Genomic DNA, 22425 nt, shown 5'->3' with positions numbered 1-22425 from the left:
TTAACTGTTAATGTTTTTTGTTTGTAAGTAATTGATTTAGTTTAAAGTGTAGGTCTTTTTGTTTGTTTAATTTTACGATTTGGGAATTGTAGATTAAATTAATACTGATCAGTTTTTACAGCTTACTGTTGCTTCATTTCTTTAAGGACTACTTTTAATTATTTGATTTATTTTAATACTTTTTTGTCTTTTAAGGGCAAATAACATGCCTTATTTTGTATATTATTATAAGCCAGTTGTTTAAAAAATACAAAGTATTTTTTAACGCTAATTAGGTAGGTAGTTTATGACCAGATGAGGAAAAAACACTCGTTTTAGAGGATTTTTTGATTTAATGTTTTACGGTCAATTTGTAGAATTTGGGCGGCTTTTGTCTTATTATTGTTTACGGATAATAAAACTTTTAAAATCTGTTCTTTTTCATATTCTTTTAAAGGCTTAAAAATATCATTTGCAACAGGAATATGATATTTTAAATGATCTGGAACTTGATTTAAGTTTATGACATTGTCGCTCATAATGACCATTCTATGAATAATATTTTCTAGTTCTCGGATATTTCCAGGCCAATTGTATCGCATTAATACGTCTAGTACTTTTTCGTCTATTGTAATATCGGGTTTATTGTATTCTTGACTATATTTCTCTACAAAATTATTTATTAGAAGCGTCATATCTTCTTTGCGGTCCCTTAAAGGTGTCGTTTTAATATTAACCACATTAATTCTATAATAGAGATCATCTCTAAATAAACCTTTGGAAATCAAATCTTGCAGATTATTATTCGTTGCAGAAATTATCCTGATGTCAATTTTTTCTGGAGTAGTAGATCCAACTCTTACAATTTCTCGCTCTTGAATTACTCTTAAAAGTTTTATCTGTACCATCATAGGTGCATTTCCAATCTCATCTAGAAATATTGTGCCTCCTGAAGCTGCCTGAAACAAACCAGTTCGGGTTTCTGATGCTCCTGTAAAGGATCCTTTTACATGACCAAATAATTCCGATTCGATTAGGTTTTCTGGAATTCCTCCGCAGTTAACTGCAATAAAAGGTCTGCCTGCCAAATTTCCTGTAAAATGAATAGCTCTCGCAATCAATTCTTTACCTGTACCGCTTTCTCCTTCTATTAATACACTTGCCTTTGTATCTTTTACACGCTTAATGGTTTCAACCATGGCCTTAAAGTGGCTCGAATGGCCAATTATTTTTCCATACGAATTTTCATTTTTAAGCTCAGGAATTTGATGATCCCTTTTTAAAACAGTTTTGCATTTTTCTAACGAACTTATGATAGCTTTCTGCAGTTCTTCACTCGTGAAAGGTTTGGTTAGATACTCTAAAGCACCAGATTTTATTGCACTTACTACATTGTGTACAGATGGAATACCCGAAATTACCAGCTTAGGAATACAAGGATAATGCTCTTCTGCGTATTTTAATAATTCGATACCATTGATATTGGGCATGTTAATATCGCTGATTAATAAATCGATATCACATTGCTTTAATACCTCGATCGCCTCAGATACAGAAGATGCTTTATAGGCACGATAATTAAAACTTTTTAACTGTCTCTGAACCAAATCCAGCATGTCCATATTGTCGTCTACAACAAGTATATTTTCTCTTTTAAAATTCATTTTGTTTATAATAATGGTATTTTAATTGTAAAAATTGTTCCATTCGGAATATTGTTCTGTATACTGATTTCCCCGTTGTGATTTTTGATTATTCCATGTACGACACTCAATCCTAGTCCGCAGCCGTAATTGACAGGTTTGGTTGAAAAAAAGGGTTCAAATATTTTTTCTTTTATATTTTCGGGCACACCAGTTCCCTCATCTTCTATTTTGAGAATTAGGCAGCAGTCATCGTTATCAACTTTAATTTTTATTGTACTCTTTTCTGGCGAGGCATATATGGCATTGATGAGTAAATTAAATAGAACCTGTGTTATTTGAACCGAATCAATTCTGGCAGTAATTTTTTCGTTTTTGAAACTTACTTCACTTTTTATTCCTTTCTTTTGAAAGTTCGATTTCAGAAAAGATAAAGCAAAAAGAATAATGGGTTTTAGCTCTTGCAATTCTAATTTTTGAGGCATTTCACATGAAAAAAACATGAGTTTTTTGACGATTTCGCGACAATAAATAACAGAATTTATTACAATTGAAATATCTGCATCTATATCAGGATCAGTATTTTGGTCTTTGATTATTTCTGCAAAACCAAGAATATTGCCTAAAGGAGTGTTGAGTTCATGTGCAATTCCTGCGGTCATTTCCCCCAAAAGAGTCAAACGGTCCATGCGTTCAATTGTTCTCCTTAATTCGGCTTTTTTTTCTAGTGTTTGATATTTTTCGATATAATTTCCAACTTCAATTGCAATAGTGTCAAGAAGTCTTTGTTCATCTTCTTGAAAATCATTTTCTGTATATTTTTTTGCAGGATAATGAACCTTAATACAACCGGATTTTTGATCCCTGACTTTTATAGTGCTGGACTGGAAAATACTGGATTCGATAAGATCAGAAGTTGACAAATGATAATCCAGAATATGAATTTCTGCGACGGCATCTGAATTATGGCACCAGGCATTTTTTGTGCTCACAATTATTTCATACAGCGTTTGGATGTGAATAGAATTAGATTTAGAAATAATCTTAGAAATTTCATAAAGACATGTAAGTTCTTTAATTTTTTCTCTAAGATTTTCTTCCGTTAAGTTCAAATTCATTGTAAGAAAATATTTATTTTGTCTTAAATCGGATTCAAAAGTAAATAAATATTTTTGACTTACTAGTAAAAGAAAGTTAATTGTTAAGTGTTTGAAAATAAATTACATATGAAATATTTTTATAGTCTTATTTTGTTATTTTTTTGTCTTTTCAGGGCTGATTATAAAAACAATTTTACCTATAAAAAACCGCTGTTTAGAAAAAATTGCAATTGCCTGGTTAACTTAAAAAAAATTCTATCAACTAAGTCCTATTTTAATATTTTTAAAACTTTTACGCCTGTTTCATGAGAAATCGCTCCTGTATTTTTGTTGTCAGAATACTATATCTGAAAACAAAAACATCATGACAGCTGCTAATTTTTCATTAGAGTTTCAATTGAAGACTTGTGAAATAAGAAAACTCAACAAAATGTATTTCAAGCATTTATTTAAAGAGCGAATTGTTGTTAGTCTGCTCCTTATCTTAATGTTTGTAATTTCTATAGATTTCATGCTCGAAAATGATTTCTTGCAGTGGCTAATTAAAAGTTTGATTTTAATTGTGCTTTTTGTGCTAATTCATTTTTCATGTATGGATATGATTGCATTACTGGTTCTTAAGCTGACCAAAAAAATGCTTGGATCTGCTAAATTTCAAAACAAATACAAGCTCCAGTTTACGTATTCGGACATTTGCATAACATCTCCTTTAGGCGAATTAAATCATAAATGGACAAAGATTGAAAAGGTAATATCCACAAAGAATTTTTTATTTCTATATATAAAGGAAAGAAACACTTATATTATTTCGATCTCCAAGAAAAATTACAATCATTTGCAGATGGAAGAGCTGCTCAGTTTCGTAGAAAAAAATATTATGTCTATTACTAAAGTCTAAAAGATAAAAAAAAACTTATTCTGTTTGTTTTATGACATATTGGGGTAATTAAGAGTTTAGTGCCTCACTAATTTTGTCCTATCTTAAAAGTATAAAATGCAAAAAGAACGAGTACTAGTGCGGGATAACAAAGGTATCTTCCTAAAAATGTTTAAGCGCAAGTTTAAAGATGAATTCGAATTTTCGGAAAAATCATTTTTTGATCATAGTGAAGAAGAGGTAAAACCATACGACCGTATTGTCTATGTGGTGTATAATAGAGAAGAACTGATCGGTTTTTTGCAGGAAAATAAAAGGACAAATGTTTTGGTTTGTTTGTTTAATAAACAATTTTATACAAGCTTAGCATTTTTAGAAGCAATTAATAATTTGATTTTATTTGACGAATCAAAAACAAGCCGGGAAATTTTCAAGGAATTGAAAACATTTTTTAAAAAGACATTAGATTTTAAAAATGAAAAAATTCCGGTAACCGAATCAAACATGCCGCAGTCAACAACTTCGGATTATTACAAAGCAATGTATTTTCTAATGTAATTTATTTATTTTTTTTATATTTTTTCGTGCACACATTTTTAATTTTGACTTGATTTAAAGTTGTGCTTTGATGCAGGATAAGTGTTGTTCTTTATCCTGCATTTTTTTTTGGAGTATGCTGAAATTCTTTCTAAACAAAGTTTTTATTTTAAGTGTTGTAATAACAATTAAAAACACTTAAATTGTTCTAAAAAAAATAAAGAGTCAGAAAGAATGAAAAAAGCAGTGTTATTTTATCTTCCAATTACTTTAATTACAGCACTTTTTACAAGTTGTAAAGTTTCTCAAAATGTTTCAGAAAAAGATATTGTTTTAAAAAACAGCAGTTCAGCTGCGTTATCTCAAAAAGCAATTTCAATACAAAGGGGCGAGCTGGGCAAGATGGATGCTAAAGGAGTTTTTCCAATTTTGCTTTTTAAAACAGATACAATTCCTGCCCAGACCAACGATCTGAATGGAGATGGAAAATGGGACGAACTTTTTTTTACAGCTGATTTTTTGCCAAATGAGGAAAAAAATATCCATTTAAAATGGTCTGATACAGATCCCAAATTTACTGTAAAAACTAGTGCACGTTTTGGAAAAAGAGAAGGAAAAAATCTTCCTGTACATCCAGATACACAAGAGGTTTTGATGGCCAATCAGGTTCATAAAAAATTGGGATATCAAAAATATCAAACAGACGGACCAACTTGGGAAAATGATAAAGTGGGCTTTAGGCATTATTTAGACGGAAGAAATTCTAAAGATGTTTTTGGAAAAAAACTTCCAGGCATAACGCCAGAAAATGTGGGTATAAATAGTAAAGGCGCTGTCGAAGATAATTACCACGTCATGTACGATTGGGGAAGAGATATATTTCCTGTTGGAAATTCAGCTGGACTTGGAGGTTATGCTTTGCTGATTGATAACAAGATTAATAGACTGGGGATTTTAGGAAATGACACTATAAATAATGTCGAAAAAACAACTTTTAAAATAGTGAGCGAAGGTCCAGTAAATTCTGTTTTGAGTTATCAGTACGAAAATTGGAAAGCTTCAGACAATTTGTACCAAGTACAAGAAACGACTTCGATCTGGCCGGGAATGTACGGTTTTAAAAATACAGTGTCCATAAACGGAATTAAAGGCAAAGAGACTTTTCTTGCCGCAATTTCAAATTTAAACAATAAAAATCCGCTGCAGGTTATTGAATCTGGAGATTGGATCTGTTTGATTCAGCATGACTATTTGACCTACGAGCGTCAATGGATTTTAGGAACCGCTATTTTAGTTCCAAAAAACATTTACGAAGGTTACATAGAAGCTCCTAAAACGGGTCAGTTAACAGATTCTTACTTGGCAAAATTAAAGGTTGAAAACAATAAAGAAATTAGTTATTATGCGATTGCGGCTTGGGAATTAAGTGCAGATAAAGGATTTAATGATTCGGCTTTTTTTACCAATTATGTAACCAATTTAGCGAAACAGCTTTCGGCTAAAATAAAAGTTGAAATTAAATAATTCACTGATAACAAATGTTTTGAAAATGAGAAATAATCTAGTAGTCCTCATTATCATCGGAGTATTTAATTTCTCTTTTTCACAGCAGAAAACCGAAAATTTCCCTGATGGAACTCCAATACGAAACTGGTTTAAAGAACATCAAAAATTAAAGCTCGAAAATTTAGGAAAGCAATATGTAATTACCAATTTTGGAGTTAAAAAGGATAGTACTTTAATTCAAACCCAAACCATACAAGCTGTTATTGATAAAGCTTCGGCCGACGGCGGCGGCGTAATCGTGATTCCGAAAGGCGTATTTTTAAGCGGGGCCTTATTTTTTAAGCCAAAAACAGTTTTACATTTGGTTAAAGGGGCAGTTTTAAAAGGATCTGATGTCATTACTGATTATCCAATAATGCCTTCGCGAATGGAAGGGCAGAATTTAGATTATTTTCCGGCTTTGATTAATGCGTATGGAGTAGATTATTTTTCTATTTCTGGGGAAGGCACCATAAACGGAAACGGAAAAAAGTTTTGGGAAGCTTTCTGGAAAAGACGCAGTGAAAATCCAGATTGTACGAATCTTGAGGTTTCAAGACCAAGATTAGTTTTTGTTTGGAACTCTAATAATGTACAGTTTCAGGATGTAAAAATGGTCAATTCTGGTTTTTGGACGAATCATTTTTATAAATGTGAGAACGTAAAACTGCTCGGACTTCATATTTTTTCACCGCACATTGGCATAAAAGCGCCAAGTACAGATGCCGTCGATCTTGATGTGTGCGAAAATGTTTTGATAAAGGGCTGCTACATGTCTGTTAATGATGATGCGGTAGCTTTAAAAGGCGGCAAAGGACCGTACGCAGATCAAGATAACAACAACGGCCCCAACAAAAACATTATAATTGAAGACTGTACTTTTGGTTTTTGTCATTCGGCATTGACAAATGGGAGTGAAGCAATTCATAATCGAAATGTTATATTTCGGAATTGTAAAATTGAAGGCGCTTCAAGATTGCTTTGGCTAAAAATGCGCCCAGATACACCACAGCGGTATGAATATATTTTAGTTGAAAATATAAAAGGTGAAGCCGAAACCGGTTTAGCGATTTTTGCCTGGAGACAATTTTATGATTTAAAAGGTCGTACGGATATTCCTTTATCTTATGGCGATCATATTACTTTGAAAAATATAACTCTTAAATGCAGTAATTTTTACGGCGTAGAAAAAGATCCAAATGTTCGATTGAGTAATTTTAAATTTGAAAATTTAAATATAGAAACTGCAAAAACTAAGTTTGATAAAAGCATTATAGATGGCGTCATTTTAAAAAATGTCTACATCAATAAGATGCTGATTGAGTAAAATTTCCCTTTTTTGAGTATTTTTTCCACTTTTAAATTAACACAACACAGCGTTCTCTGCTATATTTCATACAATTTTTTTACTTGGGCGAAAGTAATGTACAAAGCTTCAAAACGATCATGATTATTTTATTTGATAAATAAGTATTTGATTGCTAGTTGTTTGTGTTTGCTGTGTTTTGGCAAAACTGGGAGGTCAATTTATTGTAAAGAAAATGAATGAAAAACTGCATTAAATTTAACAGCAATTTTGTTGTAACTATCACACAAACTTTTATTTTTGTGGCTTAATTTAACAATATATAAGCATGAAAGATTTATTAGTAAAAATCAACGCCGAAATTGACACATTTAAAGCAGAAGCTGAATCTTTAACTGAAAAAGGAATTAAAGCAGCAGGTCCAAGAGCACGTAAAGCTACATTAGAAATTGAAAAACTTTTAAAAGAGTTCAGAAAAGTTTCTATCGAAGAATCAAAAAAATAATTTTCTTTACAGAATAGTAAAAAACCTCGCTGAGAAATCAAGCGAGGTTTTTTTATACATTTAAGATAGGAGCAAACGGCAATTTAGTTTCAGACAAAGAACACAAACCTTTGTTCCTCTGAACCTCTGCAACTTTGAACCTTTTTTAAATAGAATTTCTATCAATAAAATTAAAAGGAACTTTTACCTGACCTTTTTCTTTATTCAAAATCATTCTTGCGGCCGTTTCGCCCATTATATTAAAATCGGTTGACATTACGGTAATTCCTAACAGCTCTTTAAGAGGCGTATCATTATAGGAAATAACTCCAATTTCTTTTCCTAGAACAAATTCCTCATCACGAATTTGTTTCATTAAATTCACTAAATCAGATTCTTCAATAGTGATAAATAAATCTCCTTTTTTAAGGATCATGTCATCGTAAACCTCACTTAGAATTTCAAAATTGATTTCATGTTCGACGCAGAATTTTCTAAATCCGTGTAAAATTCTTCTCGGATACGGATAAACAGCTTTGTCTGGATAAACCAAAATTAAGCGTTTGTATTTGGCTATTTTAGAAAGACCTTCTTTTAAAGCATTATAAATATCATTTTCAAAATCCTGATAAATTTTAATGACATCGTCGCTGGTTCCTAATTTAATATTATCCAGAACAACCAGTTTTTCTGTCGGAATATTTTTTATGGCATTTACCACTTCATCTGTAAAACTCAAATGCTTAAGTTCGTCAGTTTTAAAATGGGTTGTAATTACATAATAATCGTAAGCGCCTTCAAACTTATCTAAGATATTCAAAAACAAAGTTTCGTCGCAATGGTAAATTTGCAGGTCAACGTGTGCATTTGCTCCAAGAGTATTGATGAAAGAACTATAAGTCTTCATTTTATAGGAACTCAGCTTATTAGTCAGAAACAAAATATTGACTTTCGATTCTAATTTTGTTCTTGTAATGTAATATCCTTTTCCTCTAATCGAAGAAATAATTTTACGTTCTTTCAAAATATTATAAGCCTTTTCGACAGTGTCTCGAGACATATAAAATTCTTCGCTAAAACTATTGATGGAGGGAATTTTTTGGTTGATTTTTAAATTTCCGTTGGCGATGTTTTGAAGAATAGAGTCAACAATCTGTTTGTATTTAGGTACTCTTGAATCTTCGTCTATTTTAATTAATTTAATCATGATTATGTCTGGAAATTTGTTTCATCTTTCAACGAAACCAATTTTGAATTCTAATTTTCTTCTTCTTTTTTAAGTGAAATAACTATAGTGGTTAAATTATTTTACTTTTTTAAAAAAGAGAATATATTAAGGCTTGTAATACTTTTTTTATAATTCTTGAATTTTCTTCTGAATGAGGATTCAATAATTACGAAATCGATTGCTAAAATAGCTATTTTAAATTTATTTACCCAATAATTACAGTGCCTTATTTCTAATAATCCTTAGTTTTAACAAAAAAACACAAGAACTATAAAGGATAGTACAGGACAGTTTTGTTTTTGACATTCTATTATTTTACAAAACCAAATTACTATCAAACTAACCTTAAACCAAAAATTATTAAATGGAATCATTATTAGGAATCATTTTTCATTCTATCGGAGGATTTTCTTCAGGTAGTTTTTATATGCCTTTTAAAAAAGTAAAAGACTGGGCTTGGGAAAGCTATTGGCTGGTAGGAGGATTTTTCTCTTGGCTGATCGTTCCGCCAATTGCAGCTTACTTAACGATTCCAAATTTTGCTGCAATTATTGCAGAAGCTTCTCCATCAATAAAAGCCTTTACTTATTCAATGGGATTGATATGGGGAATTGGAGGTTTGACTTATGGTTTGGGAGTTCGTTACTTGGGAATGTCTTTAGGGAATTCAATTACTTTAGGATTCTGCTCTGCATTTGGAGCTTTAGTACCATCCATTTACTATGATTTTGTTCCAACAGAAGGGAAGATTTCGTTTTCTGACATGCTTTCTAACACTGGCGGGCAGATCGTTTTATTGGGAGTGGTGGTATATCTTATAGGAATTGCTATTTCTGGAAAAGCAGGAATGCTTAAAGAAAAAGACTTTGCGACAGGGCATGAGGATAAAGACAAAGATTTCAATTTGGTAAAAGGGCTTATTGTAGCTGTGATTTCAGGAATTTTAAGCTCCTTTTTTAATTACGGAATTGAAGCAGGAAAATCAATGGCAGAGCAAGCGGTAATAACTGGCTCAAATCCGTTATTTCAAAATAATGTGACTTATGTTGTTTTGCTTTGGGGCGGATTAACAACCAACTTTATCTGGTGTCTTTATTTGAATTTTAAAAATAAATCGATTAAAAATTACACAGATAAATCTACTCCGATTACTAAAAATGTTTTGTTTTCTGCTCTTGCCGGAACCATGTGGTTTTTACAGTTTTTCTTTTACGGAATGGGAGAGAGCAAACTCGGAAATGGTGCCAGCTCATGGATTCTGCACATGGCAACCATTATTTTAACAGCAAACTTTTGGGGATTTTATTTGAAAGAATGGAAAGGAGTTTCTAAAAAAACATTAAGAACTTTTTTCTGGGGGATTGGGCTGATTATGCTTGCAATCGTTTTGGTAGGAATTGGTAACTCATTATAAATAAATACAAGAAATAATACAAATAGTATATGTCGAATACAAACACAATTAATATGAATTTTAAGCATGTAAGCTACCTTTGGGATGAAGCTAAGGCAGCAGCATTAGCAGGAGATGAAGTAGCGCTTTTTATTTATCGTTCTAACTTGTTAGGAGCTGATTTAAGATTGACCAACTACGGTGGTGGAAACACTTCTGTAAAAATTACAGATAAAGACCCTTTAACAGGAGAATCTTCTGAAGTAATGTGGATTAAAGGTTCTGGTGGAGATATTGGAACATTAACAAAATCAGGTTGTGCGGCTTTGTATTTAGACAGACTTCGTAATCTGGAAAATGTGTACAAAGGAATCGAGTTTGAAGATGAAATGGTAGAGTTATTCAACCACTGTATTTTCGATTTAGCTTCAAAGGCACCTTCTATCGATACACCTTTACACGGTTTTCTTCCGTTCAAACATATCGATCACTTACATCCAGATGCGGCAATTGCTATAGCTGCAGCGAAAGATGGAAAGAAAATCACAGAAGAATTATTTAACGGAGAAATTGGCTGGGTAGGCTGGCAGCGTCCAGGATTTGATCTTGGTCTTCAGTTGAGAGCTTGTTTAGAAGAAGCAGAAAAAAACGGTAAAAAACTACGCGGAATCATGTTAGGTTCTCATGGTTTGTTTACTTGGGGAGATACTGCGTTTGATAGTTATATTAATACGCTGGAAGTAATCGAGAAATGTGCTTCGTATTTAGAGAATAATTACGGAAAAAAACGTCCTGTTTTTGGAGGTCAGAAAATTGAAAGTCTTCCTGAAGCAGATCGTAAATTAAAAGCAGCGAAAGTTGCTCCAATTTTAAGAGGTTTCTGTTCTTCAGAGCGCCAGATGATTGGACATTATACAGATGATGCAAGAGTTTTGGAATTCATTAATTCTAATGATCTTTCAAAATTAGCTCCATTAGGAACATCTTGTCCAGATCACTTTTTGAGAACTAAAATCAGTCCATTGGTTTTAGAATTAGATCCAAACGAAGATTTATCGAACGTTGATGCGATCAAAGCAAAATTAACACCTGCTTTTGAAGCTTACCGTGCCATGTACAAAGACTATTACAATGCTTGTAAAAAGTCTAATTCACCAGCAATGCGTGATCCAAACCCAGTGGTAATTTTATATCCTGGAGTTGGTATGTTCACTTTTGCTAAAGATAAAACAATGGCGCGTTTGGCATCTGAATATTATATCAATGCAGTAAACGTAATGAAAGGTGCAGAAGCAGTTTCAGAATATACTTCTTTACCGCACCAAGAAGCTTTCGATATCGAATATTGGTTATTAGAAGAAGCTAAATTACAGCGTATGCCAAAACCAAAAGCATTGTCTGGAAGAGTAGCTTTGATTACAGGTTCTGCGGGCGGAATAGGTAAAGCTATTGCTAAAAAATTCGCTCAGGAAGGTGCTTGTGTTGTAATTAATGATATTAATGAAGAGCGTTTGCAAGGGGCAGCAGCTGAGTTTATTAAAGCATTTGGAAAAGATGCCGTTTCTAGCACTTTGTTAAATGTTACAGATGAAACAAGTACTGAAAAAGCATTAGACGAAGCTTCTTTAGCTTTTGGAGGTGTTGACATCGTAGTAAACAACGCTGGAATCAGTATTTCTAAATCTATTGCAGAACATACTCTAGAAGAGTGGGACAGATTATACGATATCTTGGTAAAAGGACAATTTATTGTTTCTAAAGCCGGAATCGAAGTAATGCGCAAGCAAGGTTTTGGAGGAGATATTGTAAATATCGTTTCTAAAAATGCAGTTGTTGCAGGTCCGAATAATCCTGGTTATGGTTCGGCTAAAGCAGCACAAGCGCATCTAACACGTTTAATGGCTGCCGAATTAGGAGCAGACAAAATACGTGTGAATACAGTAAATCCTGATGCCGTAATTTCAGACTCTAATATTTGGTCTGGCGGATGGGCAGAAGGTCGTGCAAAAGCATACGGAGTTACAGTTGAAGAACTTCCGGCTTACTATGCAAAACGTACGTTATTAAATGAAATCATATTGCCTGATGATATCGCAAATGCTTGTTATGCTTTTGTTGGCGGTTTACTTGGTAAATCTACAGGAAACGCATTAAACGTAGACGGTGGCGTAGCAATGGGCTTTTATAGATAAAGATTGTTTAGGTTTTTTATATAAGTTTGTTTAAGCAAAAGTGGTTTTTTGTGGTCTAACGTTCGAATCTTTCGAACGTTAGATTTTTTTAGACACATCGCTTTTAAACTTATAAAAAAACAAAAAAAGTGAAGTAAAACCGAGTTAAGATTTTAATTTGACTTTTTAGTGTAGCCACAGATTAAAGGATTAAAATGATTGGAAAAATCTGCTCAATCTGCGGGAGAAATTTAAACACATAGAAACATAGATTTTTTAGTTTTAGAAAAGAAAAATGAAAGAAACTTGTTTCTAACACATAGCTGGATGTTAGCAACTTTGTCAAAGTTCTAAATTTTGCCAAAGCTTTACGTAAAGAATTAAGCCGCTTAATATGTGTGTTGATGCAAGTGAAATGCCTTTATCCGCAAAGCTAAACTATGATTCTATGTGTTAAAAAACTATACTAAAAGTATAAAATTATATATCTTGTAAACTCTATTAAAATATCAAATTACTATGTTAATCTCATCAAACCACATTGAATCTCATAACGAAGATTTATTAAAAAAACACCAAAATAAATTAGTTTTTACAGCATCAGAAATTAATGATACAGAAGCGATTATTCAGAAATTAATCGACTTTCAAATTGCAATTCCATCTTGGGCTTTAGGAACAGGAGGAACTAGATTCGGGCGTTTTGCTGGCGGCGGAGAACCTCGTTCTATCGAAGAAAAAATCGAAGATGTTGGTTTACTTCATAAATTAAACAACGCTTCTGGAGCCATTTCACTTCATATTCCGTGGGATATCCCAACCAACTACAATTCAATTAAAGCACTTGCAGCACAACACGGATTAAAATTCGATGCCATGAACTCGAATACTTTTCAAGATCAGGCAGATGCTTCAAATTCATATAGATACGGTTCTTTACAAAACGTAAATAAAGCAGTTCGCAAACAGGCAATTGCTCACAATATAGAAGTTATCCAGCACGGAATCGAATTAGGATCTGAGTCGCTTACCATTTGGCTAGCAGACGGTTCTAATTTCCCTGGACAATTAAACTTTAGAAAAGCATATCAAAATACATTAGAAAGTTTAGAGGAAATCTACGATGCATTGCCTTCAAACTGGAAATTATTTTTAGAATACAAATGCGCAGAGCCTAACTTTTATTCTACGACTGTAGCAGATTGGGGGCAGTCTTATTCGTATGTTAAAAAGTTAGGCGACAAAGCGCAGACTTTAGTCGATTTAGGTCACCACCTTCCAAACGCTAATATTGAGCAGATTGTTTCTTTATTATTGATGGAAAACAAATTAGGCGGATTCCACTTTAATGATTCAAAATATGGCGATGACGATTTAACTGCCGGAGCATTAAAACCATACCAGTTATTCTTGATTTTCAATGAATTAGTTGAAGGAATGGATGCTAGAGGAATGAATCACGCCAAAGATTTAGGCTGGATGATCGATGCTTCTCACAACATCAAAGATCCTTTAGAAGATTTATTACAATCTGTAGAAGCGATTATGATTGCTTACGCTCAGGCACTTTCTGTAGATAGAAAAGCATTAGAGCAGGCACAAGAAGAAAATGATGTCGTAAAAGCGCAGGAAATCCTTCAAAATGCATTCCGTACAGATGTTCGCGCATTAGTAGCAGAAGCTCGTCTTCGTTCTGGCGCAGCTTTAAATCCAGTAGCATTATATCGTTCACTTCAGGTTAGAGAAAACCTAATTGGCGAAAGAGGTTTAAAAACATTGGCAACTGGATTATAATTATAGATTATTAATTGTTAATTATAAGTTGACAATTGATAATTAACAATTTACAATTAAAAAAATGAATGTAGTTGCGATTTTTGATATTGGTAAAACAAACAAAAAGGTTTTTTTATTTAACGAAAATTATAAAATTGTCTGGGAGAAATCAGTAAATCTGGAAGAAACCACAGACGAAGATGGATTTCCGTGTGAAGATATCGAAGTACTTAAAAATTGGATTTTAGACCGATTATCTGAAATAAAAGAGCTGACGGAATATGTTTTGAAAGCGATCAACTTTAGTACTTACGGAGCTAGTTTTGTGTATATTGACGAAAACGGAAAAGTTTTAACTCCTCTGTATAATTATCTAAAAGATTATCCAGAGGAATTAAAAGCTGATTTCTATGAAAAATATAAAGGAGAGAAAAAGTTTGCTGTAAAAACGGCTTCTCCAGTTTTGGGGAGTTTAAATTCGGGAATGCAGATTTACCGATTGAAAGAAGAAAAGCCTGAAATATTTGAAAAAATAAAATACTGTCTGCACCTGCCGCAGTTTTTGAGTTTTCTTTTAACCAATGAAGCTTACGCCGATATTACCAGTATTGGCTGTCATACCAATTTGTGGAATTTTAAAAAAATGAAGTACCACAAATGGCTGAAACAAGAAAATATAGCATCTAAAATTCCGCCGATTCATTACGGTAAAGATGTGATTATGAATAGCGATAATCTTGCTGTTGGTGTTGGTCTTCATGATAGTTCATCAGCAATTATTCCGTACACGATCAATTTTACAGAACCTTTTGTTTTATTGTCAACAGGAACTTGGAGTATTTCCTTAAATCCGTTCAACAATAAACCTTTGACTTTTGACGAATTGCAAAACGACTGTCTTTGTTATATGCAATACACAGAAAAGCCTGTAAAAGCGGCGCGTTTGTTTGCAGGAAACGAACACGAAGTACAGACCAAACGTTTGGCACAGCATTTTAATGTACCTGTTGATACGTACAAAGAAGTTTACTTTGATAAGAAAATCGTAGCCAATTTACGCTCGCTCAACTTTCAAATTATCTATCCTAAAAAGTACGATTTTGATATCTTAAAAGAATGTCCTTTTCAAAAAAGAGATCTTTCTTATTACAAAGATTATGAAACGGCTTATCATCAATTAATGCTGGATTTGGTAGAACAGCAGGTTTTTTCTACCAATTTAGTAATTCATAACAGCCCTGTAAAAAAGATTTTTGTAGACGGAGGTTTCAGTAAAAACTCTATTTATATGAATTTATTAGCAGAAGCTTTTCCAGATGTAGAAGTATATGCGGCTTCGATGGCGCAGGCAAGTGCATTGGGCGCAGCATTGGCCATTCATCAAAACTGGAATCCAAAACCAATTCAGAACGATTTAATTGACTTGAAATTCTATAAACATTAGGTAAATACGGTCTGTATGTTGTAAATTTGCGGAGAAACGTATTTTTTACATTTTTACAGTATACGCCTAATGAACAACACACTAAATACTACAACATGAAAATTGGACTTTTTATACCTTGTTATGTCGACCAATTTTATCCAAAAGTAGGAATTGCAACCTACGAATTACTTCAAAAATTAGGCTGTGACGTCGAGTTTCCAATGGGGCAGACCTGCTGCGGACAGCCAATGGCAAACAGTGGTTATGCACATTTAACAAAAGGATGTGACGCCAATTTTATTGCCAATTTTTCTGGATTTGATTATATCGTCTGTCCTTCTGGAAGTTGTGTTTTGCATGTAAAAGACCATTTGCACGACGAAAACCAAGAAGATAAAGCAGCAGCAATTCGAAATACGGTTTACGAACTAACAGAGTTTATAACCGACATTTTAAAAATCGACCATATCGACGGAAGATTTCCTTATAAAGTTGGAATGCACGTAAGCTGTCACGGTCAGCGTGGATTAAAGCTTTCGCAGATGTCTGAATTAAACGCACCATTTTTCTCTAAACCAGAACAATTATTACACAATATTGAAGGTCTTGATTTGGTTGCTTTAACTAGAAAAGACGAATGCTGTGGTTTTGGAGGTACATTTTGTGTTACTGAAGAAGCGGTTTCTGTGAAAATGGGACAAGATCGTATTAAAGATCACGAAAGCCATGATGTGGATTATATCACCGGAGGCGATATGTCTTGCTTAATGCATTTAGAAGGTATTTTAAAAAGACAAAAAAGCAGGATCAAAACCATTCACATTGCTGAAATATTAAATTCACTCGAAAATTAAAATAAATGTTGAGTGTATTTTTTAACCGCAAAGTTCGCAAAGAAAAAATACGCAAAGCACGCTAAGATTAAAAATCAGCTTTGCGAACCTTGCGTAAAAACCTTGCGAACTTTGCGGTTAAATAGAACATACCAATAATAAAGATTTCAAAATTGACTTTTAAATAATTAAAAATGTCATCAGAAAAAATAATACCGCACAGCGAAGCCGCAACCAAATTCAACAAAGATGTAGAGCGTGTCAATTGGCATGATGAAACACTTTGGTTTGTGCGTGCGAAACGTGATAAATCTGCTCATCAAATTGCCGATTGGGAACTGCTTCGTGAAACCGCGTCCAAAATCAAAAATAATGTACTCTCCAATATTCATGACTATTTAGTTGAATTTGAAGCTAATGCTCAACGAAACGGAATAATTGTGCATTGGGCGGCAGATGCCAGAGAGCATAACGAAATAGTGCATTCGATCATGGCAAAACATGATGTAAAGCAAATGGTGAAATCCAAATCGATGCTTACAGAAGAATGCCATTTAAATGATTATTTAGCCGAAAAAGGAATCGAAGTAATCGATTCTGATTTAGGAGAATATATTGTACAGCTTCGAAAAGAACCGCCAAGTCATATTGTACTTCCGGCGATTCACTTAAAGAAAGAAGATGTAAGCGAAACTTTTCACAAACATTTAGGTACAGAAAAAGGAAATTTCAATCCACAGTACTTAACAGAATCGGCTCGTCATAGTTTAAGAAATACTTTTTTGACTAGAAAAGTAGCTTTAACCGGAGTGAATTTTGCCGTTGCCGAAACAGGCGAATTTGTAGTTTGCACGAATGAAGGAAATGCCGATATGGGTGCGCATCTTGCAGACGTCCACATCGCGTGTATGGGATTTGAAAAACTAGTTCCGAAAAGAGAACATTTAGGTGTTTTTCTAAGATTATTGGCAAGAAGCGCAACTGGTCAGCCTATTACAACTTTTTCTAGTCATTTCAAAAAGCCAAGAGACGGTCAGGAAATGCATATTGTAATTGTAGATAACGGAAGAAGCAAGCAGTTGGGCAGAGAAGATTTTAGAAATTCGTTAAAATGCATTCGTTGCGGCGCTTGTATGAATACCTGTCCAGTTTACAGACGCAGTGGCGGACATAGTTATCATAATGCAGTTGCAGGTCCAATTGGTTCTATTTTGGCACCAAATTTAGACATGAGCAAAAATGCCGATTTACCATTTGCAAGTACACTTTGCGGTTCGTGCACCAATGTTTGTCCAGTAAAAATTGATATTCACGATCAATTGTACAAATGGCGTCAGGTTTTGGTAAAAGACGGTTATACGCCAACAGCAAAAACCGTTGCCATGAAAACGATGGCAAAAGTTTTGGCCAATCCGACAATCTTTAATATTGCTGGAAAATCAGGTAGATTTGTAATGAAAAATATTCCTGGAATGGTCAATAATAAGATGAACAAATGGTACGATCAACGCGAAATGCCAGACGTTCCAGAAGAATCTTTTAGAGAATGGTACAAGAAAAATTCAAGAGAATCTAAAGCGAAAGACAATGAGTAGTAAAGCAGAAATTTTAAATAGAATAAAACTAAATCAGCCTGATTTGGTATCTGATCTGCCAGATTTAAGTCTTTTAGGTTCAGAACAATTTGACGTCCTGGAAACGTATAAAACGGTCCTAAAAGGAATTGGCGGCGACCCAGTTGAAGCTGCTGATTATAATGAAATCATCAATTACATCAAATCGAATTATAACTTAGAAAAAAGACTAATTACAACGCTTGCAGAACTCTCTGAAATTGCTTCTTTAGACTGGAAAACCGTAGATCCGCATTCACTGCAGGATGTTGAATTGACAGTTATAAAAGCACATTTCGGCGTAGCAGAAAACAGTGGACTTTGGGTAACAGATGATATTTTAGGACAACGTGTGGCGCCTTTTATTGCGCAGTATTTGGCAATTGTGGTTCACAAAAAAGACATTTTACCAACTATGCAGCAAGCGTATCAGAGAATTGGAGACATGGAATACGGTTTCGGAACTTTTATAGCAGGTCCGTCAAAAACGGCAGATATCGAGCAGTCTTTGGTTCTAGGTGCTCATGGCGCAAGAGGGTTGATTGTGTTTTTACTGGATTAAAAAAATAGAAACATAAAAAAAGCGAGGCATTATACCTCGCTTTTTTTATGTTTGAAAAAGTTTGTAATTATACCGTTTGGTCGTCAATTACTGCGTCTGGCGCATTTGATTTTACAGATGCAATTCCATTATCTCTTGCAGAAGTACTTTCATACATTTCGCTGGAACCAATTATCTGTCCGTTTCCAGCTTTTAATGTAAAATAAGGTTTGCCGCTTTTCGATTCTTCTTTATTGTAACGAGAATCATCCTGCGAGTTCGTTTTTACAGATTCGATTCCGTTTTCAGCACCTGCTTTAGTAGAGTAACCTTCGCTGCTTAAAATTGTCTGGCCGTTTCCAGCCTTTAAATTAAATTGAAATTCACCGTTGGTTCTTTTAGTAATTACAAATTTTCCCATGTAGTTTTTTTATTAAAGTTAGGTAATACTTTATTTTTGATAAACATAAAAATACAAAACTTAGTCCTATAAATCATACAATCATTTTAAAAAATGATTACCAAAACCATAAAAAAGCTGTCGTAAATATTGAAATTAAATTCCTAAACGAAAGTCAGATACACTTTTTTCTTCCAATTTAATTTCCTCAAAAATGCTTTGAGTTCCTTTATCTACAGGACACTGCGTACTAATTCCAGCCCAGATTTCTTTTGGGTAATTATTTTTATACAAACGCACCATCTGCCAGTTTTTCTTATCAAGAGAATAATAGCTGGCAACCGTTTTGGTATCCGAAGAAATTTTCATGTAAATAAACGGCTGTTTTACAATATCGTGATTATTGTCATCAGAAGTACCCATTGTGCGTACCGTTACAACTCTGTGATTTCCTCTTTCGTCTTGTTCAAAACAAAATTTTTGGTAGAAACTATCATTTACATAAATGTATAAAACACCAGCATTGTATAATCCTTTTTCGGTAAATTCTGGAGTTACTTTTGCTGTAAGTGTAAAAGGTTTCGTATTATCGACTTTAGACAAAAGCATTGGAGCAGTGTTATTGGATAATTTTCCATCAGGATCTGAAAAGTAATCTGATTTTTCGCCTGCTTTAAATATGATTTTTTCGTCTTTTTCAGTTTTAATTAAAGTATCTGCGCCGTTAACGGCTTTTGTAAAATGTATGGCAGATAATTTAATATCACAAGGTGAGCCATTGACCAATGCTGAATCTTTTTTGGTTTCTTCTGTTGTTGCCGTTTTTGCCGTTTCATTTTTAGAATTACAGCTTATAAATATAGAAAGGCTTGAAATAATTAATGTCTTGTAAAAAAATGTTTTCATAATTGGTCTTTTTTGGGATATTAAATGATATTTTTAGTTTTCCAAAATTAAAATTGCTTTTCAAGAAGGGCAATACGTAAAATTAACCAATTCCTCTTTTAAATGCCACAGAAGCTTTCAATCGAAAACCAATTAATGACTACATTTTTAGAACAAAAATTTGATATAACAGAATCGAATGATATTGAAATGTACAAACAATTTGTGAGCAATTATGTAAAGATCGAACAATGTGTGGCAGTTCTATCCGATTATCAGTCAGATTGCAGTTATATTTATGCGGGAAGTTTCGGTGCTGTATTTGGACTTCCCGACGCAGATTCGGTAATTGATTCGGCTTTTGAAGAATGTATTTTTACCAAAATAAATGCAGATGATTTAGTTGAACGTCATGTTTTGGAACTTAATTTTTATCAGTTTTTAAAAGGAATTCCGCAGGAAGAATATAGTAATTACAGTACTTTCAGTCGTTTAAGAATGAGAGATTCTGTAGAAAAGTGTTCGTATATCAATCATCGTACTATTTATCTCAAAACATTCAGCAACGGCAGTATTTCTCTGGCACTATGTTTATATTTGCCTTCAACAGATTTACAGCCCCGAACAGGAATTGATGGAAAAATAATCAATATACAAACAGGTGAAGTAATAGAATCTGAGAAATATAAAAATCAGGTAGAAAACATTCTTTCAAAAAGAGAAATAGAAGTTTTAACCAGCGTTGCAAAAGGAAACAAAAGCGAGCAGATCGCTTCAGAAATGCATATCTCCGTATATACAGTTCGTCGTCATAGACAGAATATTATTGAAAAACTAAAAGTAACCAATACGGCAGAGGCGGTGCAGACGGCTTTTGTTATGGGAATTATTTCGCTTTAAATTTTTAATTTGTATTTTTATAATCACTTGTTCAAAACACGTCGACGTAAATTTTGTCGACGAATATTTATATGAAAGAAATCAGCGAAATACTAAAAGCATATTCAAAAGCAAAATCAGAAGGAAAAAAAACAGCTCTGGCTACTGTAGTTAAAGTCGAAGGATCTTCATACAGACAGGCAGGCGCACGAATGTTAGTTACAGAAGATGGCTTGCTGACCGGCGCAATAAGCGGCGGATGCCTGGAAGGAGATGCTTTGCGAAAAGCGCTTCTCTCGATTAATCAAAAACAAAATAAACTGGTTACATATAATACCAGTAATGAAAATGATGCCGAAGTTGGTCTACAGCTGGGTTGTAACGGAATAGTACATATTCTTTTTGAATACATTGATGATGAGGCTCAGAATAATTCGATTCAGCTTTTACAGCAATTAGAATTAGAAAGGAAAGAAGCTGTTATTGTTACTGTTTTTTCTTTAAAAAGAAATGCTTCTCAAATTGGAACGACATTATTTTTTAGAAAAGACAGTCCTATTTTAAATCATAATGATGAAGTTTTGAATTTAATTTCGGATGTAAAAGAAGTTCTTGAAAACAAAACCTCGGTAGTTAAAAAACTTCAGGAAGAAAGGGATGATGAAGCTTTAATTGAATATATAAAACCTCCAATTTCTCTAGTTATTGCAGGCGCAGGAAATGATGTACAGCCGTTAGTAGAAATGGTTTCGATTTTAGGATGGAAAATTACCGTTGCGGAAGGCCGTGCCACTCATGCCGTACAAAAACGTTTTCCAAAAGCAGACCAGGTTTTTGTTACAAAACCCGACCAATTTTTAGAGCATATTAGTATTGACGATCAAACGTATTTCGTTTTAATGACGCACAATTACAAATATGATCTGGGAATTCTAAAATTATTACTAGAAACAGACTGCCAGTACATTGGTATTTTAGGTCCAAAATCAAAGTTGAACCGAATGATCGATGATCTTGAAAAAGAAGGTGTTTTTTTAAATGAAGAACAGCTTAACAGAATTTACAGTCCAATTGGACTAGATATTGGTTCTGAAACAGCAGAAGAAATTGCGCTTTCTATCGTATCTGAAATTAAAGCATTTTCTACTGAAAGACAGGGAGCTTCTTTAAAATATAAGTCAGGTAAAATTCATGATGAAATTCATTATGGAAAATAAGTTCCAAAATAAAATAGGTATTGTAATTTTAGCCGCAGGAAGTTCTTCGAGATTAGGGCGCCCAAAGCAATTATTGCAGTACAAAGAGACCACGCTTCTAGATAATACAATTTTAGAAGCTTCTAAAGTTCAAAATTCGTTTGTTGTAGTCGTAACAGGCGCAAACAGTGAAAGTGTTTTAAAAGAACTTATTTCTTCTGAAATCACGTTATGTTTCAATTCAGATTGGGAAACAGGAATGTCGTCTTCAATTGTGAAAGGTTTAAACGAAATACTGCTTTTAAATCCCGATTGTGAAGTATGCATTTTTGCAGTCTGCGATCAGCCTTTTGTAACGACTTCAATATTTGAAAATCTTATAAATGAATATCATAAAACACAAAAAGCGATTGTAGCCTCTGCGTATTCCAAAACTTTAGGAACGCCAGTATTATTTCATAAAAAATACTTTCCTGAATTATTGGAATTGAAAGGGCAGGAAGGCGCAAAAAAAATCATTAAAAAGTATGCTGAAGATACGGCTTCCATTATCTTCGAAAAAGGAAATATTGATATTGATACCGAAGAAGATTACGATAAGTTGATTCGATGA

At 33.5% G+C, this 22425-nt stretch carries 20 protein-coding genes; 15 read left to right on the top strand and 5 right to left on the bottom strand.

The annotated features are described in order from the left end of the window. Positions 1 to 314: 314 nt before the first annotated feature. Positions 315 to 1643: a sigma-54-dependent transcriptional regulator gene (locus HYN86_RS17280; protein ID WP_113679173.1), complete on the bottom strand. Its 1329-nt coding sequence runs from the start codon at positions 1641 to 1643 to the stop codon at positions 315 to 317. A gap of 5 nt (positions 1644 to 1648) precedes the next feature. After that, positions 1649 to 2740 carry a sensor histidine kinase gene (locus HYN86_RS17275; protein WP_113679172.1) on the bottom strand — a complete coding sequence of 364 codons (1092 nt, stop codon included), beginning with the start codon at positions 2738 to 2740 and terminating at the stop codon, positions 1649 to 1651. Between the two features lie 346 nt (positions 2741 to 3086). On the opposite strand from HYN86_RS17275, the gene HYN86_RS17270 reads away from it, so the two are divergent. From HYN86_RS17270 to HYN86_RS17250, 5 genes are all read left to right on the top strand, one after another. Next, on the top strand, positions 3087 to 3620 hold the full coding sequence (locus tag HYN86_RS17270; protein ID WP_113679171.1) for a YcxB family protein: 534 nt from the start codon (positions 3087 to 3089) through the stop codon (positions 3618 to 3620). A 147-nt stretch (positions 3621 to 3767) separates the two neighbouring features. Further along, a complete protein-coding gene (locus HYN86_RS17265; RefSeq protein ID WP_162789395.1) occupies positions 3768 to 4157 on the top strand; it encodes a hypothetical protein in 390 nt (129 codons plus the stop codon). 213 nt (positions 4158 to 4370) lie between these two features. Further along, complete coding sequence (locus HYN86_RS17260) at positions 4371 to 5660, top strand: DUF4861 domain-containing protein (RefSeq protein WP_113679169.1); 1290 nt, start codon at positions 4371 to 4373, stop codon at positions 5658 to 5660. A gap of 25 nt (positions 5661 to 5685) precedes the next feature. Further along, positions 5686 to 7008, top strand: a complete 1323-nt coding sequence (locus HYN86_RS17255; protein ID WP_113679983.1) for a rhamnogalacturonidase — start codon at positions 5686 to 5688, stop codon at positions 7006 to 7008. A 307-nt stretch (positions 7009 to 7315) separates the two neighbouring features. Next, entirely contained in the window at positions 7316 to 7492 is a 177-nt protein-coding gene (locus tag HYN86_RS17250) for a histone H1 (RefSeq protein WP_026729959.1), read from the top strand. 145 nt (positions 7493 to 7637) lie between these two features. Here HYN86_RS17250 and HYN86_RS17245 read toward each other — a convergent pair whose 3' ends face one another. Then, complete coding sequence (locus HYN86_RS17245) at positions 7638 to 8678, bottom strand: GntR family transcriptional regulator (protein WP_113679168.1); 1041 nt, start codon at positions 8676 to 8678, stop codon at positions 7638 to 7640. 385 nt (positions 8679 to 9063) lie between these two features. Here HYN86_RS17245 and rhaT point away from each other — a divergent pair, with 385 nt between their 5' ends. The 7 genes from rhaT to HYN86_RS17210 all read left to right on the top strand — a co-directional run bounded on the left by rhaT (position 9064) and on the right by HYN86_RS17210 (position 18473). Next, positions 9064 to 10113 carry an L-rhamnose/proton symporter RhaT gene (gene rhaT, locus HYN86_RS17240; protein ID WP_113679167.1) on the top strand — a complete coding sequence of 350 codons (1050 nt, stop codon included), beginning with the start codon at positions 9064 to 9066 and terminating at the stop codon, positions 10111 to 10113. A 29-nt stretch (positions 10114 to 10142) separates the two neighbouring features. Further along, positions 10143 to 12284, top strand: coding sequence for a bifunctional aldolase/short-chain dehydrogenase (locus HYN86_RS17235; protein WP_113679166.1), 2142 nt, complete (start codon positions 10143 to 10145; stop codon positions 12282 to 12284). A gap of 498 nt (positions 12285 to 12782) precedes the next feature. Then, the gene (locus HYN86_RS17230; RefSeq protein WP_057116168.1) at positions 12783 to 14057 is read left to right on the top strand and encodes a TIM barrel protein; all 1275 of its coding nucleotides are present in this window, start codon (positions 12783 to 12785) and stop codon (positions 14055 to 14057) included. Positions 14058 to 14121: 64 nt separating this feature from the next. Beyond that, the gene (locus HYN86_RS17225) at positions 14122 to 15483 is read left to right on the top strand and encodes an FGGY-family carbohydrate kinase (RefSeq protein WP_113679165.1); all 1362 of its coding nucleotides are present in this window, start codon (positions 14122 to 14124) and stop codon (positions 15481 to 15483) included. Between the two features lie 95 nt (positions 15484 to 15578). Beyond that, entirely contained in the window at positions 15579 to 16319 is a 741-nt protein-coding gene (locus HYN86_RS17220) for a (Fe-S)-binding protein (protein ID WP_113679164.1), read from the top strand. A 173-nt stretch (positions 16320 to 16492) separates the two neighbouring features. Then, complete coding sequence (locus tag HYN86_RS17215; RefSeq protein ID WP_113679163.1) at positions 16493 to 17893, top strand: lactate utilization protein B; 1401 nt, start codon at positions 16493 to 16495, stop codon at positions 17891 to 17893. Next, positions 17886 to 18473, top strand: coding sequence for a LutC/YkgG family protein (locus HYN86_RS17210; protein ID WP_113679162.1), 588 nt, complete (start codon positions 17886 to 17888; stop codon positions 18471 to 18473). The genes HYN86_RS17215 and HYN86_RS17210 overlap by 8 nt, the downstream gene beginning before the upstream one ends. 67 nt (positions 18474 to 18540) lie before the next feature. On the opposite strand, the gene HYN86_RS17205 is transcribed toward HYN86_RS17210, so the two are convergent. Beyond that, the gene (locus HYN86_RS17205; RefSeq protein WP_057116163.1) at positions 18541 to 18873 is read right to left on the bottom strand and encodes a YegP family protein; all 333 of its coding nucleotides are present in this window, start codon (positions 18871 to 18873) and stop codon (positions 18541 to 18543) included. Positions 18874 to 19008: 135 nt separating this feature from the next. Then, positions 19009 to 19758: a DUF1349 domain-containing protein gene (locus HYN86_RS17200; protein WP_113679161.1), complete on the bottom strand. Its 750-nt coding sequence runs from the start codon at positions 19756 to 19758 to the stop codon at positions 19009 to 19011. A gap of 102 nt (positions 19759 to 19860) precedes the next feature. Between HYN86_RS17200 and HYN86_RS17195 the strand changes: the two genes are divergently transcribed. The 3 genes from HYN86_RS17195 to HYN86_RS17185 all read left to right on the top strand — a co-directional run bounded on the left by HYN86_RS17195 (position 19861) and on the right by HYN86_RS17185 (position 22425). Further along, positions 19861 to 20637 (top strand): response regulator transcription factor, encoded by a 777-nt coding sequence (locus HYN86_RS17195; protein WP_113679160.1) that lies wholly within the window; start codon positions 19861 to 19863, stop codon positions 20635 to 20637. 71 nt (positions 20638 to 20708) lie between these two features. Continuing rightward, positions 20709 to 21833, top strand: a complete 1125-nt coding sequence (locus HYN86_RS17190; protein WP_113679159.1) for an XdhC family protein — start codon at positions 20709 to 20711, stop codon at positions 21831 to 21833. Next, positions 21808 to 22425, top strand: coding sequence for a nucleotidyltransferase family protein (locus HYN86_RS17185; protein WP_230406387.1), 618 nt, complete (start codon positions 21808 to 21810; stop codon positions 22423 to 22425). The genes HYN86_RS17190 and HYN86_RS17185 overlap by 26 nt, the downstream gene beginning before the upstream one ends.

The organism is Flavobacterium fluviale (genome assembly GCF_003312915.1).
In the GTDB taxonomy this organism is placed as follows: Bacteria; Bacteroidota; Bacteroidia; order Flavobacteriales; family Flavobacteriaceae; genus Flavobacterium; species Flavobacterium fluviale.
The sequence above is the reverse complement of the archived record's forward strand: the minus strand, read 5'-3'. Positions and strand labels throughout refer to the sequence as shown.